Source organism: Amycolatopsis sp. NBC_00438 (genome assembly GCF_036026695.1).
Lineage (GTDB): Bacteria > Actinomycetota > Actinomycetes > Mycobacteriales > Pseudonocardiaceae > Amycolatopsis.
On the sequence record NZ_CP107923.1, the window covers coordinates 9,617,615 to 9,641,576 of the forward strand.

Below are 23,962 nucleotides of genomic sequence, written 5' to 3' on the forward strand. Positions count from 1 at the left end.
GGGGTTATTGGTCGATTTCGCCGGAGTTCTCACGGATCCGGACGCTGACCGCTTCTACGAATATCTGATGACCGCGCGCAAGCGGGGCATCCGTACCGCGCTGCTGTCCAACGCGCCGGGAGCGTCGGAGCAGGTCAAGAAAACCATGTTCGACTATTTCGACGCACTGGTGTTCTCCGGCGAGGTCGGGGTGGCCAAACCGGATCCGGCCGTGTACCTGATCGCGGCGGACCGGCTCGGCCTGCCCGCCGTGCACTGTGCGTTCGTCGACGACTCCGCAGCGAACATCCGCGGCGCCGTCGAGGCCGGCATGGTCGGGGTGCACCACCGGTCGGTCGGGGAAACGCTCGTCGAACTGGGGGTGCTGTTTCCCGATCAGTGAACGCTTAACGTGCGCGGCGGACCAGTTCGAAGGAAAGCACCGCGGCGGCGGCCGAGACATTGAGCGACTCGACGTCGCCCGGCATCGGGATCGACACCCATTCCGTGACGAGCTCGCCGACGTCGGCGCCGACGCCGTCCGTTTCGCCGCCGAGGACAAAAGCCGCGCGCTGCGTCAGGTTTACGTCGAACAATGTGGTCTCCGAGGACGCGTTCAGCGCGTAGAGCCCGTAGCCCGCTTCGGTGAGCATTTCGGCCGCTTCGCGCGCCGAGCCGCAGCGCAGCACCGGGGCGCGGAACGCGACGCCCGCCGAAGCCTTGACCACCAGCGGGTCCAGCGCCGCGACGCCGCGGCGCGGCACGATCACGCCGTCGAGCCCGGCCGCGGTCGCGGTGCGCAGGATCATGCCGACGTTCGCCGGGGTCGTGATGCCGTCCAGCAGCAGCACCCGCGACGGCGGCCGCCGGTCCTCCAGCGCCGTGGCCAGCGCGCGCATCCGCGGCGCGACGACGTCGGCGAGCACCCCCTGGTCCTGCTTGCCGTTGCCGGCGAGCACCTTGACCCGGTGGGCGCTGGCGCGCTGCACCGGCACGCCCGCGTCCTTCGCCGCGCGCTGGATCTCGGCCGCGCCCGGCCCGCGGGCGGTGTCGGCGAGGATCACCTTGTCCACGCGCAGGCCGTCGTCTGCCAGCGCCTCGAGCACCGGCTTGCGGCCGTACACGGTCAGGAAGCGGTCCTTCGGCGAAATCGTCGAGTCATCACCCACACCGGGCAGTCTGGCATTGTGTAAGGATCGGCCCATGCCCGACCGCCTTTCCGCGCTGGACGCCTCGTTCCTCTACGTCGAGGACCACGCGACGCCGATGCACGTCGGCGGGGTGGCGATCTTCGAACGGCCGCGCTCCGGGTTCAGCTACGCGCAGCTGCTCGACCTGGTCGGGGCGCGGCTGGCGTACTTGCCGCGGTACCGGCAGCGCGTGGCGGAGGTGCCCGGGCACCTGGCGCGGCCGGTGTGGGTGGACGACGTCGACTTCGACCTGAACTACCACGTCCGGCGCTCCGCGCTGCCCCAGCCGGGCAGTGACGACCAGCTGTTCGACCTGGTGGCGCGGCTGATGTCGCGGCGGCTGGCGCCGGAGCGGCCGCTCTGGGAGGCGTACTTCATCGAGGGCCTCTCCGGCGACCGGATCGCGCTGGTCACCAAGACCCACCAGTCCGTTGTGGACGGTGTCGGCACGATCGAGCTCGGCCAGCTCATCCTCGACCCGACCCCGGCCGAGCCGGAGCCGTTCGAGGACATCTGGACGCCGCGGCGCGAGCCGAGCCGCACCCAGCTGGTGCTCGACGCGGTCAGCGAAGGCGTCCAGCGGCCGGGCGAGGTCGTGGAGAACGTCCGGTCGGCGGCGAACGACGCGGCCGCGGCGGCCGGCAAGTTCGCCGAGACCGTCGGCGGGATGGCGGCGGCGCTGCGCACGCTGGTCAACCCGGCGCCGCCGGGGCCGCTGAACGTCCGGGTGTCCGGCGGGCGGGTGTTCTCGGTGGTCCGCACGCGGCTCGAGGACTTCCGGAAGATCCGCGCGGAGCACGGCGGCACGGTCAACGACGTCGTCCTCGCGGCCATCACCGGCGCGTTGCGCGAGTGGCTGCTGTCGCGCGAGGAGACGCTGACCCCGGACGCGACGGTGCGGGCGCTGGCCCCGATGGCGGTGCGCGACGCCGAGACGGCGGAGTACTCGACGCCGGCCCTGGTCGGCAACCAGGTGGCCGCGTACCTGGTCGACCTGCCGGTGGGCGAGCCGAACCCGGTGCTGCGGCTGCAGCACATCGGCCACGCGATGACCGAGCACCTCGACTCGGGCCGCTCGGTCGCCGCGCGCGGCCTGCTCAAGGTCGGCGGCTTCGCCCCGGCTACCCTGCATTCCCTCGGCGCGCGAGCGGCGGGGTCGTTGTCCGGACGGATCTTCAACGTCATGGTGACCAATTCGCCGGGCCCGCAGATGCCGATGTACGCGGGAGAGGCGAGACTGGTCGAGATGTTCCCGGTGATGCCGCTGATGCGCACCCAGGCGCTGGCGATCGGGGTGACGTCGTACCACGGCGGTGTCTACTTCGGACTCAACGGCGACCGCAAGGCCGCGTTCGACGTCGACCTGCTGGCCGGGATGATCGAAGAATCCTTGGAAGAGCTGAAGGGTGCGCACTGGTGAGGGTCTATCTGCCTGCGACCATCGCGATGCTTCGCGACCTGGAATCGTCGGGGGAGTTCCGGGCGCGCAACGGGACGGCGTTCGCGCTGACCCCGGCGCTGCGCGAGGCGTACGTGAGCGGATCGGACGAGGAGCTCGAGTACGCGGCGCTCCTCGACGCGGCCCGCGCCTCGCTGCGCCTGATCGCGGCGGAGGAGAAGGGCGAACCCCGCCGGGTGGTGGTGTCGGCGGACGTCGAGGGCATCACCCTGCGCCCCGACCTGGACGCTCCGGTGGTCCGCATCGGCGGCCCGATCCCGCTGTCCGCGGTGGCGGCGGTCCACGTGGACAGCCCGGAAGCGGCGGACGCGGTCTCGGCGGCGGCCGGGGTGATCGACGCGGCCGACCTCGGAGACCTGGATGCGGAGTTCATCCTCGGCGACGCGGAGGATCACGAACTGGCTTGGTACGCGCCGCAGGAACTGCCGTTCCTGCTGGAGCTGCTCTGACCCTCCCGACGCGAGTTGTCCACAGGCTTGTGTGCATGTGGACAACTTCGGCCCTGGCGGGCTGATCAGGGGTTTCGGTCGGGGGTGGCCGGTAGACTGGAGCTGGGCACGCCCCCCAGGGACAGGGCGGGGGCCGGTCTTTTCCGGCCCAGGCCCGAAACCTTCAGCGCGTCTCGAATCAGTCCGGGCGCCGGCGAAGTCGGATTCGGTACCCATGCCTTCCCGCTCGCGCCCGGAAAGCCGTGAAGGAGGCCTTCACGGCTTTCGGGCTCGGCGTGGCTTGCAGGTCAGCTGCCCCAGCCGGTGTGCTGGCCGTTGCCCCGCGAAGTCGCCATCCGAGCGGGGCGCGACGAGGGCGAGAACGGCCACCACGTCGACCGGAACAGCCGGCACCCCTCAGCGCGTCCCGAACCACTCCGGGCCCGGCACCGGCAGCTCGCACCGCCAGCCGGTCGCCTCCGCGAGCTTCCGTGACACCACCCGCTGCGAGCGGGCCATCGGCTCCGCCAGCGACAGCCGCGACGCCAGCCACTTCGGCACCACCCGCGCTTTCCGGACCCCCGCTGCGTCGGCCAGCGCCTGGCCCAGCTGCTCCTTGGTCACCGGCGTCGCACCCACGTTGTAGACCCCCGAGGGCGCCTCCAGCGAAGCCACCGCACCTGCCGCCGCGTCCAGCGGGTGGATCGCCGTTGCCCAGTCCTTGCGTGCTCCGAGGACCATCGGGGGCATGACGGCGTCGCCGCCCACCAGGTTCGCGATGCGCAGGCGGATCACCGTCCGCCCCGAGGCCTCCAGCTCGGCCACGTTCGCGTGCGCCCGCACCGAAGACGCCGTCACACCTCGGGGGCGCACCGGCGCGTCCTCGTCCAGTTCGTGGTCGCCGCCGTCCGCGTAGACGAACGAGATGCCCTCCTGGACCACGGTGCGCAGCTCGTCCACGCGGCGGACCGCCGCCGCCAGCGACGCGCTGCCCTGCAGCCGGACGCGGTCGTTCGGCGCCCAGGCCGCCTTGCGCGTCATCTCGCGCGGGCCCGGGATGCGCGTCGCCAGGTTGACGACCGCGTCGTGCCCTCGCAGCGCCGTGGCCAGCGACGCCGCGTCGAACAGGTCGCCGACGACCGGCTTCGCGCCCGTCGCCTCGACCGCAGTCACCCGGTCCGCGGTGCGGGCCAGCCCGCTCACCTCGTGGCCGGCCTCCAGCAGCCGCGCCACCGCCGGGACGCCCAGCACGCCCGTCGCCCCGATCACCATCACCCGCATGTCCTGACTCCCTTCGTCCACGCGTGGACGAGGCGGCCGCGGAGAACGTGACTACGGTGTGAGCGTCCCCACCTGGTCCGGCGGCGGCGCCTGGACGTCGACCGGCCCGCCCCACTCCGTGTAGCGGGTGGTGATCTTCGCGCCCGAGCCCGGCAGGATCGGCGACAGGTCGAACACGATCTGCAGCGGCCGGTGCGCGTCGTCGAGCCAGAGCTCGACCGGGAACTTGCCGCCCAGCTGCCCCACCTCGTCCGCGGAGAGGCCCGCGGGCAGGTCGGCGCCGAGCTTCGCCAGGTCGAGGTCGACGCGGTAGTGCTCCGCGCCGGTCCCGCCGAGGTCGGTGCGCTCGGCCGAGACGATCGTGCCCGCCGTACGAACCTCGCCCAGCGTGTGCGCCGGATCGTTCTGCGCCGCCAGCTGCCCGAGGCTGCCGCCGAGCACCTGCGAGAACGGGTCGGTGCCGTCCGGGGCCACCTCGACCCACGGCTTCCCGCTGCCGACCTGGTCGCGGGAGCCCTCCGGCACCTTCGCGTACAGCTTCCCGGCCACCAGCCGCAGCTCCATCGGCTCGCCGATGAAGTCGGTCGTCAGCACCTGGGACGTCCCGCCGGCGCCGAACCGCGCCTGGCCCTGGCCCTTCGACCGGACCGAGCCGACGGCGACGTCCGTGGCGAACTTCGCCGACCCGCCGCTCGTGGTGGCCGCCGTCGCGGCGTCGGCCAGTGCTCGCGCGTCACCGAACGCCGGTGGTGGCGAGGCGGGGGAGCACGCACCGGCGAGCAGGGCGAGCAGCAGCACGACGGCGGCTTTGCGCATGGCACACACAAACACAGCGGCTCCCCCGAACCCGTTCGGGGGAGCCGCTGCTACGCACAGTCGCTGCTGGTCAGCGGCCACCGTTCTTCATCAGCTCGCCGAGGTCGACGACCTGGTCGGCCGGCGGGGCCGCCACGTCGACGGTGGTGCCCCAGTCGCTGTACTTCATCGTGAACTTCGAGTCGCCCGCGCCGGGCGCGCCCAGGGCCTGCATCATCGGGCCCTGGTCCATGGTGACCTGCACCGGCAGGTTGTCCTTGTCCAGCCACAGCTCGGCCGGGATCTTGATGTCCTTGCCCTTGAGCATCTCGGTGAGCTTGTCGCGGGCCGCGGCCGGGACCTGGTCGGTGAACTGCTCGACCGACTTGGCGACGTCGAGCTCGACCTTGTAGTGGTTGACCTGCTGGCCGTTCAGCTCGGTCTGGTCGGACGAGATGATCCGGCCGGCCTTGGACACCTGCTCCAGGATCTTGCTCGGGTCACTCTGCTCCGCCGACTGCGACAGCGCGCTCCCCATCGCCTGCGAGATCGGGTCGGTGCCGTCGGCCGAGATCTTGGCCCACGACTTGTCGGTGCCCATCTGCTTCCGCTGCTCGGCGGGCAGCTTGATGTACATGACCTTGTCGACCATGCGCATCTCGGTGGTCTCGCCGGCCGCGGTGCTGGTCATCGAGAACTTGGTGTTCGCGCCGTCCATGGCCATCGCGCCGGTCGCGTTCACGGTCTGGCCCGCGGCGGAGCCCTCCATGGTGAACTTCGCCGACTTCGACTTCGCGGTGCCCTGCTTGGACGCCGAGGCCAGCTGGATGGCGTCGGTGAACGGCGAGGCGAGGCCGCTGCCGCCGTCGGCTTGGGACTGGCTGCCCGCGCCGGCGGGCTGGGCCGTGCCGGTGGCGGAGTTGCCGCTGCACGCCGTCAGCGTGAGCACCAGTGCGGCGCCCGCGGCGACCAGGGTGGTCTTGCGCATTCGAATCCCCTCAGAGTCGGATCTTCCGCTCGGCATATCGCCTGATCGGGTGATTGGTTACCGATGTGACGATGACGATGCGGAGCCGGTTCCCGGTTGTCTCAGGATTCCGTGGGGCGCGTCACATCGAGACCGCCGCGCGAGGCCAGCAGGCGCCGCAGGGACGCGAGCCGCTCGGCCCCGGCCTGGCCGTCGGTGACGACGTCGTCGAGCGCGCAGTCCGGATCCTCCGGCGGCCCGAGGTGCCCGCAGCCCGACGGGCACTCCTCGGCGGCCGCGGCGAACTCCTCGAAGGCGTCGACGATGTCGTCCGCGGTCACGTGGGCCAGCCCGAACGACCGGACGCCCGGGGTGTCGATCACCCAGCCGCCGTCCGGCAGCGGCAGCGCCACCGCGGCGACGGACGTGTGCCGCCCCTTCCCGACCCCGCTCACCACGCCCACGGCCAGGTCGGCGTCCGGGACCAAGCGGTTGACCAGGGTGGACTTGCCGACGCCGGAGTGCCCGACCAGCGCCGTCACGCGGTCTTTCAGCATCCCGGCGAGGCCTTCGGGAGTTTCGTCGTGACGGGAGACGATCGCCGGGATGTCGAGGCCCGCGTATCCCGCGAGGAGCTCGTCCGGGCTGGCCAGGTCGGCCTTCGTCAGGCACAGCACCGGCTCGACGCCACCCGCGTAGCAGGCGACGATGCAGCGGTCGATGAACCCGGTCCGCGGCGGCGGGTCGGCCAGCGCGGTGACGATCAGCAGGCGCTCGGCGTTGGCGACGACCAGCCGCTCGAACGGGTCGGTGTCGTCGGCCGTGCGCAGCAGGGAGCTGGTGCGCTCGTCGACGCGGATGATGCGCGCGAGGGTGTCGGGCTTGCCGGAGACGTCGCCGACCACCCCGACCCGGTCGCCGACCACCACCGGCGTGCGGCCCATCTCGCGGGCGCGCATCGTGGTGATCACCCGGCCGGGATCGGCCTCGATCGCGCAGGTCCAGCGCCCGCGGTCCTTGCCGATGACCATCGCGGAGACGGCGTCGGCGTGCTCGGGACGGCGCTTGCTGCGGGGCCGGGTGCCCTTGCCGGGGCGGACGCGGACGTCGGACTCGTCCAGCTTGCTCCAGTCGTTCCGCGTCAAACCGTCCGCCTCCTGTGCACCGGTGCCACCCGAATGATCCCATGCCGCTCGCCAGGGCCCTGGCCTGCGTGTAACGATGGCGTCGTCAGGCAATGTCCGGACGAGGAGGTTGGCCATGTGCGGCCGCTACGCCGCCACGAAGGACCCGGCGAAGCTGATCGAGGAGTTCGAGGCGATCGACCTCACCGAAGGCCGGGCTCGGACCGACCACAACGTGGCGCCGACCAAGAACGTGGTCACCGTCGTGCAGCGGCACCCGCGCGACGACGAGGGCCAGGTCCTCTCCGGCGAACCCGCCGAGCGCTCGCTGCGGCTGATGAAGTGGGGCCTGGTGCCGTTCTGGGCCAAGGACCCGTCCGTCGGCTCGCGGATGATCAACACTCGCGCCGAGACGGCCGCCGAGAAGCCGGCGTTCCGCCGCGCGCTCGTGTCCCGCCGCTGCCTGGTGCCCGCCGACGGCTGGTTCGAGTGGCGCCGCACGGGCAAGGAGAAGGAGCCGTTCTACATGACCGGCCCCGGCGACGCGTCGCTCGCGTTCGGCGGGATCTGGGAGAGCTGGCACCCGAAGGACGACGAGAACGCGGCGCCGCTGATCACGTTCTCGATCATCACGACCGACGCCGCCGGGCAGCTCACCGACGTCCACCACCGGATGCCGCTGATCGTTCCCCAGTCCCACTGGGACGGCTGGCTGGACCCGGACCGCGACGACGTCACCGACCTGCTGGTGCCCACACCCGAGGACATCGTCGAGTCGCTGGAGCTGCGGCCGGTGTCGAGCATGGTGAACAACGTCCGCAACAACGGGCCCGAACTGCTCGACCGCGTCGACCCGCAGCACGAAGCCGCCCTCTTCGACGCGCCGAAGTCATGACCGCCCTGCCGATCGAAACCGCGTACGGCCCGGCCCGGGTCTACCTGCACTGCGCCGAGGAAGGCGTGGCGGTGCTGATGCTCGGCCACGGCGCGGGTGGCGGCCTCGGCGCGAAGGACCTGGTCGCGGTGACGCGCGCGGCGACCGCGGCCGGCGTGCACGTGGCGCTGGTCGAACAGCCGTACAAGGTCGCGGGCCGCCGCGCCGGCCCCGGCGAACCAGCTGGACGCGGCCTGGCTGACGATCGCCGACGAGCTGTCGGAGCGCTTCGACGGCCTCCCGTTCGTCTTCGGCGGCCGCTCTTCGGGCGCCCGGGTGGCCTGCCGGACGGCGTCGGCCGGCCAGGCGGTCGCGGTGCTGTGCCTGGCGTTCCCCGAGCACCCGCCGGGCCGCCCGGAGAAGACCCGCCAGCCGGAGTTCGACGCGGTCGAGGTCCCGACACTGGTGATCCAGGGGGAGCGCGACCCGTTCGGCCGCCCGAAGGTGGGAGCGCACCAGGAGCTGGTGCTGGTGGACGGCGACCACAGCCTGGGCAAGGACCTGGAAACGGTCTCCCGCGCGGCGACCGAGTGGTTGTCCCGGGTGCTGCGCCCGCTGGGCTGAATGTCGTTGGTGGAGGATCCGGGACGTCCGACGTCTCCGAATCCTCCATCGTCGGCTACCGGAGTTCGGGCCGCGAGGGGCCGGCCCCCGGGACGGGTGGGGGCTATGCAGGCTGTTGCAGTGCAGGTCAGGCCGCGATCGGTGCCACCACGGCGCCCGTCAGCCGGATCAGCTCGCCGGGTGCCAGCTCTACCTCCAGCCCCCGTCGCCCGGCCGAGCAGAACACCGTCTCGAACTTCTCCGCCGACGCGTCGATCACCACCGGCAGCCGGCTGCGGTGGCCCAGCGGCGAGATCCCGCCCAGCACGTACCCCGTGGCCCGCTGGGCGGCCGCCGGGTCCGCCATCTTCGCCTTCTTGCCACCCGCCGCGGCGGCCAGGCCCTTCAGGTCCAGCTGGCCGGTGACCGGGACCACGCCCACCGTCAGCTTGCCGTCGACCTCCGCCACCAGGGTCTTGAACACCCGCGCGCGGTCCAGGCCGAGGGCCTCGACGGCCTCCAGGCCGAACGACTCGGCGCGCGGATCGTGGTCGTACGCGTGCAGCGTGTGCGCCACCTTCTGCTTCGTCAGGAGCGCGGTCGCCGGGGTGCCCTTGCCAGCCATGGCACGGAAGTCTAGGGAATGCCCGGGTAGTCCGATCGGTTGTACGGGACGTGACCACAACCCTCGCCACCACACGCTCTCGCAGCCGCCGCCGCCCTGAGGCACCGGCGACCCGCGGTGTGCCCGGCCCCCGCGTAAACTCGACGTCGCCGTATGCGTACACGCGCATCGACGCCGAGCGGGAAGGGAACGGTTTGCCGAGCACGCAGAGTTCAGCGCCGGAAGAAGCGACCGAGGCGGAGCGCGCAGAGCGCTTCGAACGGGACGCCATGCCCCTGCTCGACCAGCTGTACTCGGCCGCGATGCGGATGACCCGCAACCCCGCCGACGCCGAGGACCTGGTCCAGGAGACCTACCTGAAGGCGTATGCCGCCTTCGCGTCGTTCAAGGCCGGCACGAACCTCAAGGCCTGGATGTACCGCATCCTGACCAACACCTACATCAACGGCTACCGCAAGCGGCAGCGGCAGCCGGTCCAGCAGCCCACCGAGGAGATCACGGACTGGCAGATCGCCAAGGCCGAGGCCCACACCTCGAGCGGGCTGCGGTCGGCCGAGGTAGAGGCGATGGACAACCTCCCCGACACCGACGTCAAGGCCGCCCTGCAGAAGCTGCCCGAGGAGTTCCGGCTGGCCGTCTACCTGGCCGACGTCGAGGGCTTCGCCTACAAGGAGATCGCCGAGATCATGGACACCCCCATCGGCACCGTGATGTCCCGCTTGCACCGCGGGCGCGCCCAGCTGCGTGACCTGCTCGCCGACGTCGCTCGCGAGCGCGGGTTCATCCGGGGTGCCAAGGAAGAGGTGGCCGGGCGATGAACGACATGTGCGAAGGCGCGTCCGACAAGGTCCGGTGCGAAGAAGCGCTCGCCGACATCTACCTGCTCCTCGACCGCGAGTGCAGCCCGGAGCGGGACGCCGCGCTCCGCCAGCACATCGACGACTGCCCGCCGTGCCTCGAGGAGTACGGCATCGACGAGCACATCAAGCAGCTGCTGCACCGCAAGTGCGGCGGCGACTTGGCCCCAGACGAGCTGAAGACCCGGCTGCGCGCGTCGATCCGCCAGACCGTCGCGTCACGCGGCGGGGTGACGGTCGAGCGCACCGAGATCAGCATCGAGCAGCGTTCCGAATAGACAGCGCCCGAGCACGACGAAGGCCCCCGCGCAGGAGTGCGGGGGCCTTTTGCGTGCCGACGCCGGGATTCAGGAGTTGGGCTTACCGCCGTGGTTCGCGCTGTTCTTCTTCCGGCTGCGACGCTTGCGAGCGCGCTTCGACATGATTACTCCTCGTCGTCAAAAAGTGGCCACGGCCGCGGCGCTGGCGCCTGCCGGGCGGGGGGCAACCTCTCAAGTGTGTCATGACGTCCCGTTCTGGTTGGATGGGGTGGTCCGGCGAAGAGCGAGGAGGGGCGTCGATGGCCGAGATCAGGGCCGAAATGGTCGGCACCGTGCTCCAGGTCGTCGCGGAGCCGGGCACCACGCTGAACGCGGGTGACACCGTGCTGATCCTGGAGTCGATGAAGATGGAGCTGCCTGCCGTGAGCGAAAAGGCGGGCACGCTGACCAGCCTCGCCGTGGCGAAGGGCGACCGCGTCCAGCAGGGCGACGTCCTCGGGACGGTCGAGTAACCGTGTCGACGCTCGCCGAACTGCTCGCCGACAACACCGGCCTCCCCGGGGAGGCCGCGGACCACCTCCAGACCGTCGTCGCCGAATGGCAGCTGCTGGCCGACCTGTCCTTCGCGGACTTCCTGCTCTGGGTCCCGGTGGTCGAAGAACTGCAGCCCGACGGCGGCGACTTCGTGTGCGTCGCGCACGCACGCCCGACGACGGCGCCGACCGCGCACCCCGAGGACGTCGTCGGCACGCGGTTCACGGTGCAGGAGCACCCGCAGCTGGCGAAGGCCATGCGCGACGTCCGGATCTGCCGCGAAGAAGACCCGCACTGGTACCGCGACCTGCCGATGCGCCGCGAGGCGATCCCCGTGCGCTTCCACGACGACGTCGTCGCGGTGATGAGCCGCGAGACGAACCTGGCCGCGCCGCGGGTGCCTTCGCCGTTGGAGATCGCGTACCTGGGCAGCGCCGGCGACCTGTGCCAGATGATCGTTGACGGCACGTTCCCGCCGAGCGGCACCAACGCGACCGACACCCACACGTCACCGCGGGTGGGCGACGGCCTGATCCGCCTCGATTCGAGCGGCACGGTCGTGTTCGCCAGCCCGAACGGCCTGTCCGCCTACCACCGGATGGGGCACGAGTCCGACCTGGTCGGCACGCGTCTGGCGCCGCTGACGCGGTCGCTGATCCGCGACCCGTTCGACGCGACCGAGGTGTCGCACCGGATCATCGAAGCCCTCGACGGGAAGCCGTCGAGCCGCACCGAGGCCGATTCACGGCGCGGCGCCGTGGTGCTGTTCCGCGCGCTGCCGCTGCGCCCGGCCGGGCAGGCGGCGGGCGCGCTGGTGCTCGTCCGCGACGTCACCGAGGTGAAACGGCGTGACCGCGCGTTGCTGTCGAAGGACGCGACGATCCGTGAGATCCACCACCGGGTGAAGAACAACCTGCAGACGGTGGCGGCGCTGCTGCGCCTGCAGTCCCGGCGGACGTCGTCGGAGGAGGCGCGGCTCGCGCTCGCCGAGTCGGTGCGGCGCGTGACGTCGATCGCGCTGGTCCACGAGGCGCTGTCCATCTCGGTCGACGAGCGCGTCGACCTCGACAAGCTGCTCGACAACGTGCTGCCGATGGTGGGCGAGGTCGCGACGGCCGAATCGCAGGTCGGGCTGTCGCGCAAGGGCTCGTTCGGGGTGGTCGTCGCGGAAATCGCGACGCCGCTGGTGATGGTGCTGGCCGAGCTGGTGCAGAACGCCATCGAGCACGCCTTCCCGGCCGGCCGGTCGGGCAAGGTCGAGCTGATCGTGGAGCGCTCGGCGCGCTGGCTGGACGTCGTCATCCGCGACAACGGCCGCGGCCTGCCCGCGGGGTTCTCGCTGGAGCGGTCCGACGGCCTGGGGCTGCAGATCGTCCGCACCCTGGTGGAGTCGGAGCTGCGCGGCTCGCTTTCCCTGCGGAAGGTGCGCGCGGAGGCGTCGGCGACCCGGGCGACCGGGACGGAAGCGGCGCTGCGGATTCCGCTTTCCCGCCGCCTTTGAACCGCAGACGCCGAATGTCGTGAGGGGCACCCTCAGGGACATATAAGCCCTGAAGGTGCCCCTCACGACAGGTGGCCCCGCGCGCAGTTTGAATCAATTGCTTTGAAACGGCCCTCCCGCTCGATCGGGTGGGTTTCGCGATGATCAACACCGGGCATTTTTCCGTCGACGGCGTGATCGGGTGCGGATTTCGCGTGAGTGAAGGGACATCACGCGTGAATGGGGGGACGACACGATGAAGGCCCGGCACCTGGGTGCAGGTGCCGGGCCGTTCAGCGTCTCGCGGGAGGACTTGAAGTCCTGGTGAGGTTTCACCGCACCCGTCGCCGGGTGGTTTCACCCCACTTGTTAAGCTGGAGCCGGGTAGGTATCACCCCAGAAGGCCTGGACACAACGGTGCCAGCCCGGGCGAATCGCCTACGTGGCTCGGGTGTAGCTTGATGCGATGTAGCTGGATGAAAAATCAGGCGTTGGTACGCGTGCCGATGTGCGTGCGGCGGCGCTTGACTGCGCGTCGCTCGTCCTCGCTCATGCCGCCCCACACGCCGGCGTCCTGACCACTGGCCAGAGCCCAGGCCAAGCAGTCGGATGCGACGGTGCAGCGGTGGCACACGGCCTTGGCCTGACTAACCTGCGACAGAGCAGGACCGCTGGTTCCCACCGGGAAGAACAGCTCGGGGTCCTCGTCTCGGCAGGCCGCGTCGTGGCGCCAGTCCATGTTCGTGAGCTCCTTCATGTGGCGCGGGAGAGAGCCGCGCCACAGTCGTCATGGCGGTCGTGTTCTTGGGGTGCTTGTGAATGCTTTCACGAAGCACTGCGTTGGACAAGTGTTTCTTGAAGATCGGTGAGTCAGCTCACCCGGCTGAGCGACACGTCTGACCTGCGGTTTCTCTCCGAAACAGCCGCCCGAAGGGAAGGCTGATGCGGTGAGTGGAGCTTCTGGGTCGACGAACGGCAGATTGCACTTTGCCGCAGGCGATCAGCTGTCCCGTCGTCACGCGATCACTGTGAGTGCATCCGGGACGCTGAAGAACTCCACCCTGGTCCGCTGGCCGACGAGGTCGCCGTCCACCTGGAAGTTTACCGGTTCAGCTGCGTCGATGCGGATCATCGGCAGGTCGTCGTGACGCACGAGACGTTTGCCTTTTTGGTTGCTCTTCGTAGCCAAAGCACGGCGTACATGCTTGAACACCGTGGGCAACCCCAGACCGTTCAACGCGAACAGGCCCAATCCCGTCTCGAACGAGCAACCCGGGTTGAGGTGGACCGGACGCTCGCCCAGGTAACTCCACGGATCGGTGTTCGACACGAAAGCGGTCAACGCTTCGGCGGGTTCCTCACCCGGGATCCGGATCGTGAGGGCCGGCCGGCCCAGCGGCGGCCGGAAGTAGGAGCGGACGGCGGCCCTCATGTAGAGGCCGGCGGTCGTTTGCTTGCCCCGGCGCTTCGCGACGCGGCCGACGACGTCGGCGTCCCAGCCGAGGCCGGAGTTGAAGGTGAACCAGTGCCCGTCGGCCAAGCCGAGCCCGACGCGGTGCGACCGGTCGTTCTCCAGCGCGTTGAGCAGCTGGTGGGTGGCCTCGACGGGATCGGCCGAAATACCGAGAGCGCGGGCGAACACGTTGGCCGAGCCGCCGGGCACGACACCCAGCGCCGGCACGCGCCCGATCTGGGTCGGATCGCTGTCCAGGCCTCTTTCGGGGGCCCGGGTGGCGAAGCCCCCGGCCCGGGGCGAAGCCCCGGATGTCACCGCGTCGGCCAGCAGGCCGTTGACGACCTCGTTGACCGTGCCGTCACCGCCGTGGGCCACGACCAGGTCGATCCCGTCCCGCGCGGCCGAGCGCGCGACGGCCATCGCGTGGCCGCGGTAGTCGGTTTCGACGACGTCGAGCTTGACCTGGCTGGCGAGCGCGTGGGCCAGGACGTCCCGGCCACCGGCGGTGGTCGAGGTGGCCTGGGGGTTCACGACGAGAATTGCGCGCACTACCGCAGGGTAGGTGACGCCCACCGCCCCGAGAACCTCTCAGCGGCGCAAGGTGACCGGAAGCACCGGTCCGGCAACGCTCCGAACAGCACCTGTGACCCTGTGCCGGGCGGCCCTCCTTCGCGTGACGAGTTGTCCGCTCGTCGTGACAAGTGCACCCGGGCCGACCGCCCGCTCATCGACGACACCTGAATTTTCGACGCCCGGGCGGTCCCGCGAAAACGGCCGACCGGGTGGCATACGATCGAATCAGCTCACGCACGGTGACTCGCCCTGGTCGAGTCCACTGTGCTCCCGCAAAGCAGTTCGGAAGGCCCCTGCTGTGAAGCTCTCGCCCGCTCCCCGTGAGGTCCGGCTGGCCGGCGTGGTGACGGCGGTGCCGTCGCTGGCCCTGCTGGTGTTCGGGGTGATCGTGCTGGTGAACGGCCTGGGCTCGCCGGCTCAGCCGGGCAACAACGTCTACGTCGAGTCCGGCACGTTCGTCGTGGTGGCGCTGGCGTTCCTGGCCGCGTCGGCCGGGCTGGTCCTCGGGCAGACGTGGGCGCGCTCCCCGGGGGTGGTGATCGCGCTGATCGTGGTCGGCCTGGGCTGGTACCTGCTGGGCCCGTCCGGCGAGCCCGTGTGGGGCGTCCCGATCGCGCTGTTCGGCATCGCGGCGCTGGTGCTGTTGTTCCGCGCCCCGTCCCGGGCCTGGGCGCTGGGCCTGCGCGAGGGCGAGTCCGAGACGGAAGCCGCCGAGCGCGGCGGCCTGGCCGGGCGCCGCGCGGAGCGCGAAGGCCAGGACGAGGACTGAACACTCACGACGGCGCGGCAGCCAGCTGAGTCAGGCCTGGGCGGCGAGGGCTTTCAGCGGCTCGTCGGTGAGGCGGTTCACGGTCCACTCGTCCATCGGGACCGCGCCGAGGGCCTTGTAGAACTCCGTCGCCGGGTTCCAGTCGAGGACCGACCACTCCAGCCGGCCGTAGCCGTTCGCGACGCACTCCGCCGCGAGCGTCGCCAGGAGCGCCTTGCCCAGGCCCGAGCCGCGGTGGGCCGGGAGGACGAACAGGTCCTCCAGGTAGATGCCGTGCACACCGCGCCAGGTCGAGAAGTTCAGGAACCAGACCGCGAACCCGACGATCTCGCCGGCCACCTCGGCCACGTGCCCGAACAGCTTGGGCGCGTCGCCGAACAGGGCCTCGTGCAGCTGCTCCGCCGTCAGGTGGCACTCGTCCGGGGCGCGTTCGTACTCCGCGAGGGCGTAGACCAGCCCGACGGCGGCCTCGACGTCGTCGGGCCGGATGCGGCGGATGCGGTCGTCGGGCACGTCAGTCCTCCAGTGAGGGCGGCAGGTTGAGGTGTTCGATCTGGGGTTCGCCGCGCTCGTCGCCGAGTACCGCGATGCCCGCCGCGTCGAGTCCGAAGTGGACACCGGACGTCGCGGGCAGGCCCACCCAGCGGGCCACCATGACCCGGCTGAAGTGCCCGTGACCGACCAGGATCACGTCGCCGGCCTCGGTGTCGCGGCGGGCGCGCTCGAGGACCCGGTCCGCGCGGGCGCTGACCTCCTCGGCGCTCTCGCCGCCGAGGACCGGGTGCGTCCACACCGTCCAGCCCGGCACGGTCTCGCGGATCTGGGGCGTCGTGATGCCCTCGTAGTCGCCGTAGTCCCACTCGGAGAGGTCCTCGGTGACCTCGTCGACGCGCAGGCCGGCCAGTGCGGCCGTGCGCAGCGCGCGCTTGCGCGGGCTCGACAGCACCAGCGACGGCCCGCCGAGCAGGCTCCGGAGCGTGCCGCCCGCCGCGAGGGCCTGGCCTTCGCCGGCCGGGGTCAGCGGGATGTCCGTGCGTCCGGTGTGCCGCCCGTCGACCGACCATTCGGTCTGGCCGTGGCGGAGGAGGAACAGCCGATTTGCCACGCGCCGACTATAGGCGGCGGTTTGCGCCTCGGCCGGGCGCGTGCTTGGCTACTGGCCAGTAGTTAAGCCTGAGGAGATCTGGATGGCCGAGACGCCGACGTTCGCGCTGTGGCACAAGCTGGCCGCCAAGCCGGGCGGGAAACAGCTGTTCAGCGCGGCGATGTGCCTGCGCGTGCCCTACTTCGGCACGGTGCTGCCGTCCGTGCGCGAGCTGCGTCCCGGGCACTGCGAGGTGAGTGCCCCGAAGTGGTGGGGTGTTTACAACCACATCCGCACGTTCCACGCGATCGCGGCCTGCAACCTCGCCGAAATCGCGATGGGCATGCTCGCCGAGGCGACCGTTCCCCCGACGCACCGCTGGCTGCCGAAGGGCATGGACGTCCGGTACGTGGCGAAGGCCGAGACGGGCCTGCGCGCGGTGGCGTCGCTGCCGGAACTGCCGGAGTTCGGCGACGAGGGTTTCGAGCTCCCGGTCCCGGTGACCATTTCCGACGCGCACGGCAAGCCGGTGGTCACCGGGACCATCACCATCTGGGTGACCCCGAAGAAGCCCGCCGCGGCTCTCCGGTCGTGAGCGCCCGGTCGGGCCGGAACCCGGCCGGACCCCCACGACCGCCGCGGCGGGGCTCAGAGCGCCTTGTACTGGACGTACGACGCCTGCTGGAACGTGTTCTCGCCGGCCGGCGACGGGAGGCCGAGGCGCCGGTCGACGAGCTTGCCGAGCGGGCCGCAGCCCTGCGTGGCCGGAAGGGCCAGGTCCGGGTCGATGACGCCGAGGTGGGCCGTCATCGGGTTCTGGGAGATCACGGTGGGCGGGATCGCCGGGTCGTCGTGGACGACCGTGTGCAACGGCTCGGCCGCGGTGCCGATGCTGCAGTCCTTGCCCAGCAACGGGTTCCGGACCACGGCGTAGACGTCGAGCTCGCCGCGGCGCTCCTCGTCGCTCAGGAAGTCCGAGAAACCGCCGTAGCGCAACTGGATCGTCGTGCCGGGCAGGCCGGGGACGCGCGCCGGTGCGTGCCGCAGGGCGCCGAACGCCTGGGCGTACTGGCCGTTGATCCGGCCTTCGCTGAAGGTCAGCCGCAGTTCCCCGAGCGGGATCTCGTGGCCGTCGATGGTCAGTTTTCCTTGGGAGACAAAGGCTTCACAGCGCCACGTGCCGGGGTCGGCGTTGGCGGGCGGGGCCGGGCAGTCGGTGAAGTCGAACGTCGGCAGCTCGTCGGCGCGTGCCGGCGAGGCGAACGCGAGGGTGGACCCCAGTGCGGCCACGGCGACCCCGGCCGCGGCCAGTGCGAGAAGTTTCATGGGAGCCAGCCTGGCGAGGACGGCCGCGCGGGACATCCGGGATCGCCCCCAGGGGAAGACCCGAAATTTCGCTCGACCGGGTGAAACCGAGTCCATTTAGTTAACACCGTTCACCCGATCCGTCACGATCGTGATCATGTCCCCCTTCACCCGCCGCCGCTTCCTCGGCCTCTCCGCACTGAGTTCCGCCGCCGCACTCGGGCTGACCACCGTCTCGACCCGGACCGCGAGCGCCGCGCCGCTGCCGGAGTACGTCCCGGCCGTGGTCATCGGCACCGGCTACGGCGCCGCCGTGACGGCGTTGCGGCTCGGCGAGGCCGGGGTCCCGACCCTGATGCTCGAGATGGGTCGCCTGTGGACGACGCCGGGCGCGGACGGCAAGGTCTTCTGCCCGATGCTCACCCCGGACGAACGGTCGATGTGGTTCAAGGACCGCACCGAAGCGCCGCTCGCGTCGTTCCTCTGGCTCGACCTCGCCAACCGCGACATCAAGCGCTACGCCGGTGTGCTCGACCGTGTGAATTACGGTGACATGGCCGTCTACCTCGGCCGTGGTGTGGGCGGCGGCTCGCTGGTCAACGGCGCGATGGCCGTGACGCCGAAGCGGTCCTACTTCGAGGAGATCCTGCCGCGGGTCGACGCCGGAGAGATGTACGGCAAGTACTTCCCGCGGGCCCGGGCCGGCCTCGGGGTCAACGTCGTCGACCCGCGGTGGTTCGAGACGTGCAAGTCCTACCAGTACGCCCGCGTCTCGCGGAAAGCCGCGCGCAAGGCCGGGTTCGGCACGGTGTTCGTGCCCAGCGTCTACGACATGGACTACCTGCGCCGCGAAGAGGCGGGCACGGTCGTGCGCTCGGCCGACGCGTCCGAAGTCATCTACGGCAACAACCACGGGAAGCGCTCGCTCGACAAGTCCTACCTCGCCGCCGCGCTCGGCACCGGCCACGTGACGATCCAGACCCTGCACGAAGTCCGCGAGATCATCCAGCAGGCCGACGGCGCGTACACGCTGGTCGTGCGCGAGAGCGACGAGCACGGCACGGTCCTCGCGACCAAGCACGTCACCACGAAGCACCTGTTCCTCGGCGCGGGCAGCCTCGGCTCGACCGAGCTGCTGGTGCGCGCCCGCGACACCGGGCGGCTCCCGGCGCTCGACGAGCGCGTCGGGCAGGGCTGGGGCACCAACGGCAACGTCATGCTCGGGCGCGCCAACCACCTCTGGGACACCACCGGCAGCCTGCAGTCCGGCATGCCCGCGCTCGGCATCGACAACTGGGCCGACCCGGTGCACCCGGCCTTCGCCGAGATCGCGCCGGTACCGGCCGGCATCGAGACCTGGGTGAGCCTCTACCTGGCGATCACCAAGAACCCCGAGCGCGGCCACTTCACCTACGACGCCGCGAGCGACTCGGCGAAGCTGCACTGGACGGCGTCGCAGGGGCAGCCGTCGATCGACGCCGCGAAAGCGCTGTTCGACAAGATCAACCGGGCGAACAAGACGATCTACCGCTACGACCTCTTCGGCGACACGCGCCCGTTCGAGAACCGCTTCACCTACCACCCGCTCGGCGGGCTGGTGCTGGGCGAGGCGACCGACGACTACGGCCGCGTGAAGGGCTACCGGAACCTGTACGTCACCGACGGCTCGCTGATCCCGGGCAGCACCGGCGTCAACCCGTTCGTGACGATCACGGCGCTCGCCGAGCGCAACATCGAGCGTGTCCTCGCCGAAGACGTCAAGGGCTGAGCTTCGCCAGCGAGTCGGTGAAATCGCTGCCGACGCCGTCGAAGAACGACGCGTCGGCGGCCTCGACGTCCTTCAGTGCCTTCGCGACCAGTTCCAGGCCCGGCGCGGTGATCTGGAGCCGCTTCGCGCGGGCGTCGGCCGGGTCGTCCGCACGCTCCATGAGCCCCCGCTCGGCGAGCTTGCGGACGACCTGGCTGGTCATCATCGTGTCGGTACCGGCCTGTTCGGCCAGCTGCCGCTGGGTCGGCGCCTCGCCCGAGCGGGTGAGCCACCACGTGGTGGTCAGCAGCACGAACTGGACGTGCGTGAGGTCGTGCGGGGCCAGCGCGGCCCGCATCGCCCGCTGCCAGGCCAGCGTCACGCGCCACAGCAGGAAGCCGGGGCTGCGTTCGGGGCCGGGCAGGCGGGACTCCGGGGCGGTCATACCCGCAAGCTTGTCTCAGCGAGCTCGGCCAACGCGCGCATGGCGTCCGGAGTGTCTTCGGTGACCTGCGGCCCCAGTTCCGGCGGACCGTCGACGGTGACGCGGTAGGTGATCTCCGTGCCGCCCTCGACCTCGGTCAGGACGTGCTCGAACCGCAGCAGCGCGTCCGGCAGCCGCGTCTCGTCGGTGAAGCTCCGGCCAGCGGTGACCTCGGTCAGGGTGAACGGGATGGGCGGCAGGCCGTCCATGGTCATCGTGCCGCTGGTGCCGACGGCGAACGCGCCGTCGAGGACCACCGACCGGACGCCCGCGTCCCACTCCGGCCAGCGGGCGGTGTCCGCCCAGAGCGGCCAGATCGCGGCGGCGGGAGCGGTGGACGTCTCGGTGTGCGCGTACTCGTAAAGTGCCATGCGAGCAGACTATATGCGCGCTTACTAAATTCGCAAGGGGACCACCGGTCCCGGTCCGGGTGGCGGTCAGTCGTTCGAGCGCAGCTTGTCGTAGTAGGCGACGCAGTCGTCGTACGCCGGGAGCAGGCCGCGGTCCTTCGCCTCGGCCAGTGTCGGCGCGGTGCGGTCCTTCCCGGACAGGATGTGCGTGATGTCCGAGGGCCAGGGCAGGTTCAGCGCCGGGTCGAGCGGGTTGATCCCGTGCTCGCCCGTCGGGTTGTACGGCTCCGAGCAGAGGTAGGCCATCGCCGTGTCGTCCTCGAGCGCGATGAAGCCGTGGCCGAGGCCCTCGGCGAGGTACGCGGCGTTGAACGAGTCGGCGTCGAGGCGGACGGCGTCCCACTCGCCGAACGTCGGCGAGCCGACGCGCACGTCGACGACGACGTCGAGCAGCGAGCCGCGGGCGCAGTAGACGTACTTCGCCTGGCCGGGCGGGGTGTCGGCGAAGTGGACACCGCGGATCGAGCCGCGCTTGGAGACGCTGTGGTTGGACTGGCCGAGCCGCAGGCGGTGGCCGACGGCGGCGCGGAAGACGTCTTCCTGGAAGGGGGCGGTGAACAGGCCCCGGTCGTCGGGGAACGCCCGGGGGGTGAACTCGAAGGCGTCCGGGACGCTCAGCCGGCGGAATTGCATGGCGTCACCTTATCGGGCGCCAAGAAAACCGGACGGACGTCTTGGGAATTGGGGAAAACCGGCGAATGTGTGACCTCAGCCGCACCGAGGGGTCACCGGCGGCACCGCTCCTGTCACAATGACGGGACCGCCGCGTCCGCGGCCATCGCCACACCCACGGCACCGATGGCCGCATGGACGCTTCGCCGACAGGCCGGCGCTACCGCGCTGGGCTGCCGTGCCGGAGGAGAAGCCCAGGTAAGAGGGCGTGCCTTCGCCTGCTGCCTGGTCCCCCCGCTCGCAGGCCCAGGAGAATTCCAGTGACCCACGTTCGAACCGCGAGTTCCGTCATTCCTACTGAGGGAAACACGGAAACGACGACAGGAAACCCCATGAACGACCCCACCGGCACTGTTGCGCCGGTCACCGACGACGAGATCTTCACCGGGCACGAGGGCGGCAAGCTCTCGGTGGCGGCCACCCGCCCGATTTCCAGCCCGCGTGACCTTTCGATCGCCTACACCCCCGGTGTGGCGAAGGTGAGCCGCGCGATCGCGGAGGACGCCGCCAAGGCCAAGCGGTACACGTGGGCGGACCGGCTGGTCGTGGTGGTGAGCGACGGGACCGCGGTGCTCGGCCTCGGCGACATCGGCGCCAGCGCGTCGCTGCCGGTCATGGAGGGCAAGTCCGTGCTCTTCAAGACCTTCGGCGGCCTCGACTCGATCCCGCTGGTGCTGGACACCACCGACGTCGACGAAATCGTCGAGACCCTGGTGCGGCTGCGCCCGTCGTACGGCGCGGTCAACCTGGAGGACGTCTCCGCGCCGCGCTGCTTCGAGCTGGAGGACAAGCTCAAGGAGGCGCTCGACTGCCCGGTCATGCACGACGACCAGCACGGCACGGCGATCGTCACGCTGGCCGCGCTGCGCGGCGCGAACCTGGTGCTGGACCGGGCGATCGCCGACCAGCGCGTGGTCATCTCCGGCGCCGGCGCGGCGGGCGTGGCCTGCGCGCGGATCCTGCAGGGGGCCGGCATCGGCGACGTCACCGTGCTCGACTCGCGCGGCATCATCCACACCGGCCGCGACGGCCTGAACCCGGTCAAGGCGCAGCTGGCCTCGACGACCAACAAGGCCGGCCTGTCCGGTGGCCTCGCCGAGGCGCTCGAAGGCGCGGACGTCTTCCTGGGCCTGTCCGGCGCGACGATCGACGAGACGCTGCTGGGCCGGATGGCGGGCGGCGGCATCGTGTTCGCACTGTCCAATCCGGACCCGGAGGTGCACCCGGAGGTCGCGGCGCGCTACGCGTCGATCGTGGCCACCGGGCGCAGCGACTTCCCGAACCAGATCAACAACGTGCTGGCGTTCCCCGGCGTCTTCCGCGGCGCGCTGGACTCCGGCGCCCGGGCGATCACGGAGAACATGAAGCTGGCGGCCGCCGAGGCGATCGTCTCGGTCGCGATGGACGACCTGGGCCCGGACCGCATCGTCCCGAGCCCGCTCGACCCGCGCGTGGCCCCCGAGGTCGCGGCCGCGGTGGCGAAGGCCGCGGAAGCGGACGGCGTCACCGCCTGACAGTCCCTGTCAAAAGCGGCACTTTCACGTGAAAGTGCCGCTTTTGGCGCGTTCAGAGACCCAGCAGAGCCGGCAAGCGGTGGCGGGGGACATCCACCAGGCGCAGGTCCTGCAGGTCCGGGGGGACGTCGAGGGAGACGTTCGCCAGGCGGGCGTGGGCGCGGGTCAGCACCTCCGACTGGTGCTCCACCGCGTCCGCGACGACCACCGCGTGGCGGTTGTCCGGCGTGCTCCGCAGGTACCGCAGCGTGTATTTGCCGGCGACTAGGGCCGCAAGGGCCGTCTGGGACGCCTGGTCCGCCAGGTCCGGGTGCGCGTTCGGCAGCAGCAACGCGAGCCGCCGGGCGTTCGTGCCCAGCAGCGTGCGCAGCAGCCACGGGCCGGGGTCGGCCGAGAGGTCCATCGCGATCGCGTCGCCCTCGGGCCCGGAGATCGACCAGTCCACCGGGCGCGACTCGAACGAGAGCCCGCTCGCGACGGCGATCTCCTTCAGCTTCTCCAGCAGCGCCGGTTTTGTCCCGGCCGCCTCGACCGACTGCGGCCCGTGTGTGTAGATCGCCTTGCCACTGCGGACTTTCTTGGCCTTCGCCGTCGGCTGGCAGACGTACAGGTCCGCCGCGCTGCCGATCGCCTGCGCGCCGAAGTAGCTGTTGAAGCCCGGCAGGATCGCCTCGAACGTCAGCCCGAGCGTGGCCAGCGAGCGCTGCACCTGCGCGCCCAGCGCCGGGTGCCGCGGGCTGTAGCCGTAGGCGAACAGCAGCCGCCCCTCGCTCGGCTCCCGCAGCGCCTGCACCCCGCGCGCGGCGAACAGGCCCATGCCCTCCGGCGTGTATGGCGGGTCACTGAACACCAGGTCGGCGCGCCCGGTCACGGCGGGCGGCAGGCCGACGCGCAGGTCCGCGTGCGCGGTCTTGATCTCCCCGGCGGCGCGGTCGTCCAGGTAGGCGAGCACCCGCTCGTCGAGGTCGACGACGGTCAGATCCGCCGCCGGGCAGACCGCCCGCACCGCCAGCGACGTCAGGTCGTGGTCGCCGAGGAACAGCAGCCGCGCGGATGCCAGGTCGTAACGCGCGTCCAGCCACAGGGCGCGGCGCAGCACCGTCTCCGGCGTGGCCTGGACGTGGTCGAGCGCGGCCAGCGGCGCCGGCACCTCGGCCACCCACTCGGCGACCTTCGGCAGCAACTCGTGCGTGGCCACGGCTTCGTCGAGCGGGTCGGCGTAGCGGGGGACGCTGTAGCGCAGGTACGACGCGGCGACGCCGGGGGACAGGCGCAGCCGGTCGCCGCTGCGGTCGAGGTCGTCGCCCAGCGCCGCGAGGACGTCCTCCACGCTGCGCCGCGGCGCCGTGCTCAGCCGGACCAGCTCACCGAGGTCGTGGTCGCCGGTGCGCAGCAGGTCGATGACGCGGTACAACGGGCGGACGCCGACGCCGTGCGCGGCGAGGACGTCGTCGAGTGCCTTCACGGGCCACGAGCTTAGGCGCCCGCTCTC

Annotated in this window: 28 protein-coding genes and 1 pseudogene; 13 read left to right on the forward strand and 16 right to left on the reverse strand. The window is 71.1% G+C overall.

Going from position 1 to position 23,962, the window contains the following annotated elements; all coding sequences use genetic code 11:
* Positions 1 to 7: 7 nt before the first annotated feature.
* The gene (locus OG494_RS44430) at positions 8 to 382 is read left to right on the forward strand and encodes an HAD-IA family hydrolase (RefSeq protein ID WP_328459210.1); all 375 of its coding nucleotides are present in this window, start codon (positions 8 to 10) and stop codon (positions 380 to 382) included.
* A gap of 4 nt (positions 383 to 386) precedes the next feature.
* On the opposite strand, the gene OG494_RS44435 is transcribed toward OG494_RS44430, so the two are convergent.
* Positions 387 to 1,148 (reverse strand): TrmH family RNA methyltransferase, encoded by a 762-nt coding sequence (locus OG494_RS44435; RefSeq protein WP_328449234.1) that lies wholly within the window; start codon positions 1,146 to 1,148, stop codon positions 387 to 389.
* 34 nt (positions 1,149 to 1,182) lie between these two features.
* Between OG494_RS44435 and OG494_RS44440 the strand changes: the two genes are divergently transcribed.
* Positions 1,183 to 2,589: a WS/DGAT/MGAT family O-acyltransferase gene (locus tag OG494_RS44440; RefSeq protein ID WP_328449235.1), complete on the forward strand. Its 1,407-nt coding sequence runs from the start codon at positions 1,183 to 1,185 to the stop codon at positions 2,587 to 2,589.
* On the forward strand, positions 2,586 to 3,077 hold the full coding sequence (locus OG494_RS44445; protein ID WP_328449236.1) for a DUF6912 family protein: 492 nt from the start codon (positions 2,586 to 2,588) through the stop codon (positions 3,075 to 3,077). The genes OG494_RS44440 and OG494_RS44445 overlap by 4 nt, the downstream gene beginning before the upstream one ends.
* Positions 3,078 to 3,473: 396 nt before the next feature.
* Here OG494_RS44445 and OG494_RS44450 read toward each other — a convergent pair whose 3' ends face one another.
* The 4 genes from OG494_RS44450 to rsgA all read right to left on the reverse strand — a co-directional run bounded on the left by OG494_RS44450 (position 3,474) and on the right by rsgA (position 7,244).
* Positions 3,474 to 4,337, reverse strand: a complete 864-nt coding sequence (locus tag OG494_RS44450; protein ID WP_328449237.1) for an NAD-dependent epimerase/dehydratase family protein — start codon at positions 4,335 to 4,337, stop codon at positions 3,474 to 3,476.
* Positions 4,338 to 4,388: 51 nt separating this feature from the next.
* Positions 4,389 to 5,153 carry a hypothetical protein gene (locus tag OG494_RS44455; RefSeq protein ID WP_328449239.1) on the reverse strand — a complete coding sequence of 255 codons (765 nt, stop codon included), beginning with the start codon at positions 5,151 to 5,153 and terminating at the stop codon, positions 4,389 to 4,391.
* A 70-nt stretch (positions 5,154 to 5,223) separates the two neighbouring features.
* Positions 5,224 to 6,120: a hypothetical protein gene (locus tag OG494_RS44460; RefSeq protein WP_328449241.1), complete on the reverse strand. Its 897-nt coding sequence runs from the start codon at positions 6,118 to 6,120 to the stop codon at positions 5,224 to 5,226.
* Positions 6,121 to 6,221: 101 nt separating this feature from the next.
* Positions 6,222 to 7,244 (reverse strand): ribosome small subunit-dependent GTPase A, encoded by a 1,023-nt coding sequence (gene rsgA / locus OG494_RS44465; RefSeq protein WP_328449242.1) that lies wholly within the window; start codon positions 7,242 to 7,244, stop codon positions 6,222 to 6,224.
* A 115-nt stretch (positions 7,245 to 7,359) separates the two neighbouring features.
* On the opposite strand from rsgA, the gene OG494_RS44470 reads away from it, so the two are divergent.
* Both OG494_RS44470 and OG494_RS44475 read left to right on the forward strand, forming a co-directional pair.
* Positions 7,360 to 8,118, forward strand: a complete 759-nt coding sequence (locus OG494_RS44470) for an SOS response-associated peptidase (protein ID WP_328449243.1) — start codon at positions 7,360 to 7,362, stop codon at positions 8,116 to 8,118.
* Positions 8,115 to 8,721: pseudogene (locus OG494_RS44475) on the forward strand (alpha/beta hydrolase family protein). The gene OG494_RS44470 and the pseudogene OG494_RS44475 overlap by 4 nt, the downstream one beginning before the upstream one ends.
* Positions 8,722 to 8,848: 127 nt before the next feature.
* Here the strand turns inward: OG494_RS44475 and ybaK are convergent.
* Positions 8,849 to 9,325 (reverse strand): Cys-tRNA(Pro) deacylase, encoded by a 477-nt coding sequence (gene ybaK / locus OG494_RS44480; RefSeq protein ID WP_328449244.1) that lies wholly within the window; start codon positions 9,323 to 9,325, stop codon positions 8,849 to 8,851.
* Between the two features lie 194 nt (positions 9,326 to 9,519).
* On the opposite strand from ybaK, the gene OG494_RS44485 reads away from it, so the two are divergent.
* Together OG494_RS44485 and rsrA are read left to right on the forward strand one after the other, a co-directional pair.
* Positions 9,520 to 10,143 carry a sigma-70 family RNA polymerase sigma factor gene (locus tag OG494_RS44485; RefSeq protein ID WP_328449245.1) on the forward strand — a complete coding sequence of 208 codons (624 nt, stop codon included), beginning with the start codon at positions 9,520 to 9,522 and terminating at the stop codon, positions 10,141 to 10,143.
* A complete protein-coding gene (rsrA, locus tag OG494_RS44490) occupies positions 10,140 to 10,460 on the forward strand; it encodes a mycothiol system anti-sigma-R factor (RefSeq protein ID WP_323323223.1) in 321 nt (106 codons plus the stop codon). Before OG494_RS44485 ends, rsrA begins: the two co-directional genes overlap by 4 nt.
* 69 nt (positions 10,461 to 10,529) lie before the next feature.
* Here the strand turns inward: rsrA and OG494_RS48540 are convergent, their stop codons facing one another.
* A complete protein-coding gene (locus OG494_RS48540) occupies positions 10,530 to 10,604 on the reverse strand; it encodes a 50S ribosomal protein bL37 (protein ID WP_371827656.1) in 75 nt (24 codons plus the stop codon).
* A 137-nt stretch (positions 10,605 to 10,741) separates the two neighbouring features.
* Between OG494_RS48540 and OG494_RS44495 the strand changes: the two genes are divergently transcribed.
* Together OG494_RS44495 and OG494_RS44500 are read left to right on the forward strand one after the other, a co-directional pair.
* Positions 10,742 to 10,954 (forward strand): biotin/lipoyl-binding carrier protein, encoded by a 213-nt coding sequence (locus OG494_RS44495; protein ID WP_328449246.1) that lies wholly within the window; start codon positions 10,742 to 10,744, stop codon positions 10,952 to 10,954.
* A gap of 2 nt (positions 10,955 to 10,956) precedes the next feature.
* Complete coding sequence (locus OG494_RS44500) at positions 10,957 to 12,477, forward strand: sensor histidine kinase (RefSeq protein WP_328449247.1); 1,521 nt, start codon at positions 10,957 to 10,959, stop codon at positions 12,475 to 12,477.
* A gap of 463 nt (positions 12,478 to 12,940) precedes the next feature.
* On the opposite strand, the gene OG494_RS44505 is transcribed toward OG494_RS44500, so the two are convergent.
* Both OG494_RS44505 and OG494_RS44510 read right to left on the reverse strand, forming a co-directional pair.
* Complete coding sequence (locus OG494_RS44505; RefSeq protein WP_247057443.1) at positions 12,941 to 13,195, reverse strand: WhiB family transcriptional regulator; 255 nt, start codon at positions 13,193 to 13,195, stop codon at positions 12,941 to 12,943.
* A 276-nt stretch (positions 13,196 to 13,471) separates the two neighbouring features.
* Complete coding sequence (locus OG494_RS44510; RefSeq protein ID WP_328449248.1) at positions 13,472 to 14,461, reverse strand: diacylglycerol/lipid kinase family protein; 990 nt, start codon at positions 14,459 to 14,461, stop codon at positions 13,472 to 13,474.
* Between the two features lie 322 nt (positions 14,462 to 14,783).
* On the opposite strand from OG494_RS44510, the gene OG494_RS44515 reads away from it, so the two are divergent.
* A complete protein-coding gene (locus tag OG494_RS44515; RefSeq protein WP_328449249.1) occupies positions 14,784 to 15,254 on the forward strand; it encodes a hypothetical protein in 471 nt (156 codons plus the stop codon).
* Between the two features lie 30 nt (positions 15,255 to 15,284).
* On the opposite strand, the gene OG494_RS44520 is transcribed toward OG494_RS44515, so the two are convergent.
* Positions 15,285 to 15,767 carry a GNAT family N-acetyltransferase gene (locus tag OG494_RS44520; RefSeq protein WP_328449250.1) on the reverse strand — a complete coding sequence of 161 codons (483 nt, stop codon included), beginning with the start codon at positions 15,765 to 15,767 and terminating at the stop codon, positions 15,285 to 15,287.
* Position 15,768: 1 nt separating this feature from the next.
* Positions 15,769 to 16,359 carry an acid phosphatase gene (locus OG494_RS44525; protein ID WP_328449251.1) on the reverse strand — a complete coding sequence of 197 codons (591 nt, stop codon included), beginning with the start codon at positions 16,357 to 16,359 and terminating at the stop codon, positions 15,769 to 15,771.
* 82 nt (positions 16,360 to 16,441) lie between these two features.
* Here OG494_RS44525 and OG494_RS44530 point away from each other — a divergent pair, with 82 nt between their 5' ends.
* On the forward strand, positions 16,442 to 16,933 hold the full coding sequence (locus OG494_RS44530; RefSeq protein WP_328449252.1) for a hotdog fold domain-containing protein: 492 nt from the start codon (positions 16,442 to 16,444) through the stop codon (positions 16,931 to 16,933).
* 53 nt (positions 16,934 to 16,986) lie between these two features.
* Here OG494_RS44530 and OG494_RS44535 read toward each other — a convergent pair whose 3' ends face one another.
* Entirely contained in the window at positions 16,987 to 17,664 is a 678-nt protein-coding gene (locus OG494_RS44535) for a hypothetical protein (protein WP_328449254.1), read from the reverse strand.
* 136 nt (positions 17,665 to 17,800) lie between these two features.
* On the opposite strand from OG494_RS44535, the gene OG494_RS44540 reads away from it, so the two are divergent.
* On the forward strand, positions 17,801 to 19,411 hold the full coding sequence (locus tag OG494_RS44540; protein ID WP_328449257.1) for a GMC oxidoreductase: 1,611 nt from the start codon (positions 17,801 to 17,803) through the stop codon (positions 19,409 to 19,411).
* On the opposite strand, the gene OG494_RS44545 is transcribed toward OG494_RS44540, so the two are convergent.
* The 3 genes from OG494_RS44545 to OG494_RS44555 all read right to left on the reverse strand — a co-directional run bounded on the left by OG494_RS44545 (position 19,401) and on the right by OG494_RS44555 (position 20,917).
* Positions 19,401 to 19,835 (reverse strand): MarR family winged helix-turn-helix transcriptional regulator, encoded by a 435-nt coding sequence (locus OG494_RS44545; protein WP_328449259.1) that lies wholly within the window; start codon positions 19,833 to 19,835, stop codon positions 19,401 to 19,403. The two genes, OG494_RS44540 and OG494_RS44545, sit on opposite strands and share 11 nt — an antisense overlap.
* Positions 19,832 to 20,245 (reverse strand): SRPBCC family protein, encoded by a 414-nt coding sequence (locus OG494_RS44550; protein ID WP_328449261.1) that lies wholly within the window; start codon positions 20,243 to 20,245, stop codon positions 19,832 to 19,834. Before OG494_RS44550 ends, OG494_RS44545 begins: the two co-directional genes overlap by 4 nt.
* A gap of 66 nt (positions 20,246 to 20,311) precedes the next feature.
* Positions 20,312 to 20,917 (reverse strand): dTDP-4-dehydrorhamnose 3,5-epimerase family protein, encoded by a 606-nt coding sequence (locus OG494_RS44555; RefSeq protein ID WP_328449263.1) that lies wholly within the window; start codon positions 20,915 to 20,917, stop codon positions 20,312 to 20,314.
* 371 nt (positions 20,918 to 21,288) lie between these two features.
* On the opposite strand from OG494_RS44555, the gene OG494_RS44560 reads away from it, so the two are divergent.
* Positions 21,289 to 22,470 (forward strand): NAD(P)-dependent malic enzyme, encoded by a 1,182-nt coding sequence (locus OG494_RS44560; protein WP_328449265.1) that lies wholly within the window; start codon positions 21,289 to 21,291, stop codon positions 22,468 to 22,470.
* Positions 22,471 to 22,522: 52 nt separating this feature from the next.
* On the opposite strand, the gene OG494_RS44565 is transcribed toward OG494_RS44560, so the two are convergent.
* Positions 22,523 to 23,935 carry a bis-aminopropyl spermidine synthase family protein gene (locus OG494_RS44565; RefSeq protein ID WP_328449267.1) on the reverse strand — a complete coding sequence of 471 codons (1,413 nt, stop codon included), beginning with the start codon at positions 23,933 to 23,935 and terminating at the stop codon, positions 22,523 to 22,525.
* Positions 23,936 to 23,962: the final 27 nt, after the last annotated feature.